The 6,128-nt window shown below is 44.9% G+C and carries 5 protein-coding genes; 2 read left to right on the top strand and 3 right to left on the bottom strand.

Annotation, left to right across the window (positions count from 1 at the left end; translation table 11 throughout):
- Window positions 1-4: 4 nt before the first annotated feature.
- Window positions 5-1,198, top strand: coding sequence for a knotted carbamoyltransferase YgeW (gene ygeW, locus QZZ35_RS08320; protein WP_291236983.1), 1,194 nt, complete (start codon window positions 5-7; stop codon window positions 1,196-1,198).
- A gap of 18 nt (window positions 1,199-1,216) precedes the next feature.
- Window positions 1,217-2,164, top strand: coding sequence for a carbamate kinase (gene arcC, locus QZZ35_RS08325; RefSeq protein WP_291236984.1), 948 nt, complete (start codon window positions 1,217-1,219; stop codon window positions 2,162-2,164).
- Window positions 2,165-2,369: 205 nt separating this feature from the next.
- Here arcC and QZZ35_RS08330 read toward each other — a convergent pair whose 3' ends face one another.
- The 3 genes from QZZ35_RS08330 to QZZ35_RS08340 form a co-directional block, all read right to left on the bottom strand.
- A complete protein-coding gene (locus QZZ35_RS08330) occupies window positions 2,370-3,506 on the bottom strand; it encodes a M20 family metallopeptidase (protein WP_291236980.1) in 1,137 nt (378 codons plus the stop codon).
- 73 nt (window positions 3,507-3,579) lie between these two features.
- A complete protein-coding gene (locus QZZ35_RS08335; protein WP_291236981.1) occupies window positions 3,580-5,313 on the bottom strand; it encodes a [FeFe] hydrogenase, group A in 1,734 nt (577 codons plus the stop codon).
- Window positions 5,307-6,128: FAD-dependent oxidoreductase (locus tag QZZ35_RS08340; protein ID WP_291236982.1), on the bottom strand; the 822-nt coding region annotated here is incomplete at its 5' end. The genes QZZ35_RS08340 and QZZ35_RS08335, both read right to left, overlap by 7 nt.

The raw sequence follows: 6,128 nt of genomic DNA on the forward strand, positions 1-6,128 counted from the left end.
TATTATGAAAACTTTACAGACTTATATCGATAAATTAAACGCTTTAAACTTCAAAGATATGTACAACGGAGATTTCTTCCTTACATGGGAAAAAACAGATGATGAAATCGAAGCTGTCTTCACAATCGCTGATGCGCTTCGTTATATGCGTGAAAACAACATCTCTACAAAAGTATTTGAGAGCGGTCTTGGTATCTCCTTATTCCGTGACAACTCCACACGTACACGTTTCTCTTTTGCTTCCGCATGTAACCTGTTAGGTCTTGAAGTACAGGATCTTGACGAAGGAAAATCCCAGGTTGCTCACGGTGAAACCGTTCGTGAAACAGCTAACATGATCTCCTTCATGGCAGACGTTATCGGTATCCGTGATGATATGTACATCGGCAAAGGTAATGCTTACATGCACGAAGTTGTTGACGCTGTAACACAGGGAAATAAAGATGGTATCCTTGAACAGAAACCTACACTCGTAAACTTACAGTGCGATATTGACCATCCAACACAGGCTATGGCTGATATGCTTCACATCATCCACGAATTCGGCGGTGTAGAAAACTTAAAAGGCAAAAAAATCGCTATGTCCTGGGCTTACTCTCCATCCTACGGAAAACCATTATCCGTTCCTCAGGGTATCATCGGTCTTATGACACGTTTCGGTATGGACGTTGTTCTTGCTCATCCGGAAGGCTATGAAGTATTCCCTGAAGTTGAAGCTGTTGCTGCTGCAAATGCAGAAAAATCCGGCGGATCCTTCACAAAGACAAACAACATGGCAGAAGCTTTCAAAGATGCAGATATCGTATATCCAAAGAGCTGGGCTCCGTTTGCTGCTATGGAAAAACGTACAGAATTATATGGAAATGGCGATTTCGAAGGTATCAAAGCGCTTGAAAAAGAACTTCTTGCTCAGAACGCTGAACATAAAGACTGGGCTTGTACAGAAGAGCTCATGGCTACAACAAAAGACGGAAAAGCACTTTACATGCACTGCCTCCCTGCTGATATCACCGGCGTAAGCTGTGAAGAAGGCGAAGTTGACGCATCCGTATTCGATCGTTACAGAGATCCATTATACAAAGAAGCAAGCTACAAACCATACATCATTGCAGCTATGATCTTCCTTGCAAAATTTGCTGATCCTGCAGATATCTTAAAGAAACTTGAAGAAAAATCCACTCCTAGAGTATTTAAATAAATTTATCGGGGGGATAGGATTATGGATAAGAAAAGAAGAATTGTCATCGCACTCGGCGGCAATGCTCTCGGAAACACACTTCCGGAGCAGATGACAGCTGTTAAGATCACCGCTCGTGCTATCGTTGATTTAATTCAGGAAGACTGTGAAGTCATCGTTGCTCACGGAAACGGACCTCAGGTGGGCATGGTAAACAATGCCATGCTTGCCCTCACTCATGAGGACCCGGAACAGCCAAACACACCGCTCTCCGTATGTGTGGCTATGAGCCAGGCTTACATTGGATATGATTTACAGAATGCCCTTCGTGAAGAGCTTCTGAACCGCAATATCACAAATATTCCTGTAGCTACGATGATCACACAGGTTCGTGTGGATGCAGACGATCCTGCATTTGAAAAACCATCAAAACCAATTGGAAAATTTGTTTCCGCCGAACAGGCCGAATTTATGAAAAAATCCTTCAATTATGATATGATTGAAGACTCCGGACGCGGTTACCGCCGTGTTGTAGCATCTCCAAAACCGGCCGAAATCGTTGAGATCGATACGATTCGTACCATGGTTGACGCGGGCAATCTTGTTATTGCCTGCGGCGGCGGCGGAATTCCTGTTATCCGCGAAGGCAACCATTTAAAAGGTGCCAGCGCAGTTATTGATAAAGACTTTGCAAGCTGTCTGCTTGCAAAAGAACTTGACGCAGATTATCTGATCATCCTCACAGCCGTAGAGCAGGTCGCTCTGAACTTCGGCACACCGGATGAAAAATGGCTTTCTGAAGTGTCCATCGATGAAGCCAAACAGTATATCAGCGAAGGCCATTTCGCACCGGGCTCCATGCTTCCAAAGGTGCAGGCCGCAGTCGATTTTGCTGAATCCAAACCTGGACGCACAGCATTAATCACATTACTTGAAAAATCCCGTGATGCCATTCAGGGCAAAACAGGAACAACCTTCCATTTATAAAACATAATGTTGTTAAAGCTCTCCATTCATATATAATAACATTAGTTCGGGGATATCAAGGGATCGGTTCCTAAAGCCGCTCCCTGGTCCCCACCCTCCTCATAAAATTAATAACCCTATTAATTTTCTAATTTTCATAATAAGGGAGCCGCTGATGATGAATCTTCTTCATCAATCAGCGGCTCCTTTTTATTTGCTTTCATTATCAAATGAGCTCGTAAATGAGTTCTACAAGTACTCTTTCGCAACGTTCAATATCTTTTATTTCCACAAACTCATCCGGTTTATGTGCATATTTAAGATCTCCCGGTCCATAAGATAAGCATTCATGGTTATTCAGACGTCCTGCGATCACTGCCGAATCCGTATATCCCGGAAAGACACCAGCCTCAAGTTTTTCGCCTGTTACCCAGAATACAGACTTCTTTAAACTCTCAAGAAGATGGGATTGACGGTTGATTTCGACTCCCGGACGGTTTCCTGTGATTCTATAATCTGTCCATACGCCTTTAACCAGCGATTTTGCCTCCTCACAGGCCTTTTCTACAATTCCCATAATTCGGTTTGCATCATCCGGGCATACCGTTCGAAAATCCATCCAGAGACGGCATTCATCCGGTACGACATAAGGCTGATAACCGCCTTTGATCTGACCGAAGGTTACGGTTGTTCCTTTAAACTTCGCCACATTTTTCCGGATCAGACTTATAATTTCTCCCGCCGCAGCCACTGCATCGGCTCCTTCTTCCGGTTTACTTGCATGTGCAGTCACCCCGTGTACACTAAGTTCTACCCAAAGACGTCCTTTATGCGCCATCTGTATTTCTCCGTTTGTCGGTTCGAGATCAAGTACCCAGTCTCTTTCTGTCACAAAACCGGAATCCACAATATGATCGACCCCCTTCATATCACCTTCCTCATCCACTGTGCATATCAGTCTTAAAGGGTATTTCAGCTTCATTTTTCCGTCCTGAACGTGACAGGCTGTCTTTCGAAATACAGATAATGCACAGGCCAGTCCTGCCTTCATATCACAAGATCCCCGTCCATAGATCTTTCCGTCTTCCATTACGGCTTCAAAAGGTTCCATCATCCAGTTGCTTCCCACAACAACCGTATCCATGTGGCAGATCCACACCAACATCGGTGACGGATTTTCCCCCGGAATCGTTGCGATCAGATTATTTCGACCGGGTTCAATAAAATCTCTTTCAATCCGGGCACCGCATCCTTCAAGATAGGCACGTATAAAGGCTTCCATTCGCTCTTCCCCTGCTCCCGGATTCGTGCTTTCGATTTGAACCATTCTCTTTGTTAATTCTACCGCACTTAAATTCTTCATATTCTTTACTCCTTCCCATAAAAAGCCCAAAGGAGCTGTCTGTTTGAAACAGACAGCTCCCGATAAAGCCTCTCTACCGATTCACCGCATGTTCTGTATGCAGCAACATATGTGCTTTATGTGAATTCGGTTTTTCAAAATATTCGTCATATAAACTTAAAATATCCGGATTTTCATGCGAAAATCTGAGTTCAAAGCTTTCGTCCAGTTCATAGAGTTTCTTGCCTCTCTCAAAAGCAAGCTCCTCACCGTCATGGATCGGCTGTCCGCCGCCGCCGACGCAGCCTCCTGGACAGGCCATAACCTCAACAAAGTCATAGGAAACTTCTCCCCGCTCGATTTTTTTCAGAAGATTCCGTGTATTTCCAAGTCCGCTCACAACTGCTGTTCTTACAGTAATATCGTCGATTTTAAATTCTGCTTCCTGAACACCGTCATTTTCATTAAAGCCCTGACTTCGCACTTTTACAAAGGCATCAACCGGAGGGTTGACTCCCTTGATCAGATAGTAAGCACTTCTGAGGGCTGCTTCCATAACACCGCCGGTCGCTCCGAAAATGACGCCTGCGCCGGTTCCTGCCTGCATCGGGCGGTCACTCTCAATATCCTCCAGGCTCTCTGGCTGAATATAGGCCATACGAATCATTCGGGCCAACTCTCTCGTTGTGAGAACCGCATCAATATCATGTCCCGCATATTCCCCGTAATAAAGTTCCATCTCACGCTCGCCTTTTTTAGCTACACAAGGCATGACTGATACCGTATAAATACGATCCGGTGATACTCCCAGTTTCTCTGCAAAATAGGTTTTCATCACCGCACCGAACATCTGCTGAGGTGATTTTGCGGAAGACAGGTACCGGACAAGATGCGGAAACTGAGTTTTGATAAATCGTATCCATCCCGGACAGCAGGAGGTAAACATCGGACGTTCCTTCAATTCACCGCTTGTAAAGCGTGAAACAAATTCGGTTCCCTCTTCCATAATCGTTAAATCTGCCGAAAATGTTGTATCAAAAGCGTAATCCACACCGATCTTTTTTAAAGAATCAAGAATCTTTCCGACGGTTGCCTCTTTTGGTGACAATCCCAGTTCTTCTCCCCAGGCTGTACGCACAGCCGGCGCAACCTGAGCAACGACGATTTTCTCCGGATCATCAATGGCCGCCCATACTTTATCCGTGTCATCCCGTTCTCTCAAAGCACCCACCGGACAATGGGTAATACACTGACCGCACAGGGAACAATCGGCTTCTTCGATCTTACGCAGTTTTGACACATTGACCGTTGTTCTGGAACCTGTTCCTTCCACATCCCAGACACCCAAACTCTGCACCTTATCACAAACCTGTATACAGCGCATACATTTAATACATTTTGCCGAATCACGAATAAGAGGAAAATCTTTGTTCCACTCTCTATATTCTACATCACATTTATACGGAATCGAAATGATATTTAAATCTCTTGCAATCTTTTGCAGACTGCAGTTTCCGTTTCGCACACAGGTCACACACTGACGGTCATGCTGTGCAAGAATCAATTCCACTGTCGTCTTCCTGTGTTTGCGCACTTTCGGACTGTTCGTATATAATACCATACCTTCAGATACCATGTTATTACATGAAGTGATGAGACGATCATTTCCTTCCATCTCAACAACACAGACACGGCATGCGGCAATTTCATTAATATCTTTCAAAAAACAGAGTTTTGGAATCTGAATGCCATTCTGAGCGGCAGCTTCCATAATCGTGGTGTTCTCTCTGACTGAGATCTGTTTTCCATCAATTGTAATATTTACCATATTTTTTCTCTGCCTCCTTTAAATATTCCAAAACCAAAATGATCGCAGCGCAGACAGCGTGAAGCTTCCTGTTTTGCCTCTTTTTCGGTCATACATTCTTCAACACCTTCAAAATCACAAACCCGTTCACAGGCATCCCGCTCAACAAGTTCTACTCTTCCGCAAGGTTTTCTGTCCTCAAGACCCGGTTCCGGTATATCCACATCACAGGATATTTCATGATGATATCCCAGATATTCATCAATATTGGCAGCCGCCACTTTTGCAGCCGCAATGGCTTTGATGACAGATGCCGGTCCGCTGGCACAATCGCCGCCCGCAAAGACACCCGGCATATTTTCAAATGTTCCTGTGCTTGTTGCTGCGATTTTTCCGCGTTTTACAGGAATACCTGCCTCTTCAAAATGTTTTGTTTCGATATCCTGTCCGACAGCCACAACAAGTACATCACACGGAACATAAATATCTTCTTCGCCCGTTGCTTTGATACTTGCCCGTCCGTCTTTGATCGCGCTGATCATCTGAGGTGTCACATAAATGCCTTTCAACCGGTTGTTTTCATCCACATCCAGAGCCGCCGGAGCTTTTAATGTATGAATCTCCACGCCCTCTGCCACGGCACCTTCAATTTCTGCCGGAAGGGCTGTCATATCTGCAACTCTTCGCCGATAAAGAATGCTGACTTTTTTTGCACCGAGACGTTTTGCCGTGCGGACAACGTCCATCGAAACATTGCCGCCGCCGACAACGGCCACTTCTTTTCCGGTAAGATCCATAAGATGATGGCTTCCCACACATCTTAAAAATTCTACAGC

Source organism: Frisingicoccus sp. (assembly GCA_016298055.1).
Lineage (GTDB): Bacteria > Bacillota > Clostridia > Lachnospirales > Lachnospiraceae > Frisingicoccus.

What these genes read in the sequence shown, in the direction of transcription:
- ygeW (WP_291236983.1), top strand. Translation starts at nt 5, where the DNA reads ATGAAAACTTTACAGACTTATATCGATAAATTAAACGCTTTAAACTTC.
- QZZ35_RS08330 (WP_291236980.1), bottom strand. Translation starts at nt 3,506, where the DNA reads ATGAAGAATTTAAGTGCGGTAGAATTAACAAAGAGAATGGTTCAAATC.
- QZZ35_RS08335 (WP_291236981.1), bottom strand. Translation starts at nt 5,313, where the DNA reads ATGGTAAATATTACAATTGATGGAAAACAGATCTCAGTCAGAGAGAAC.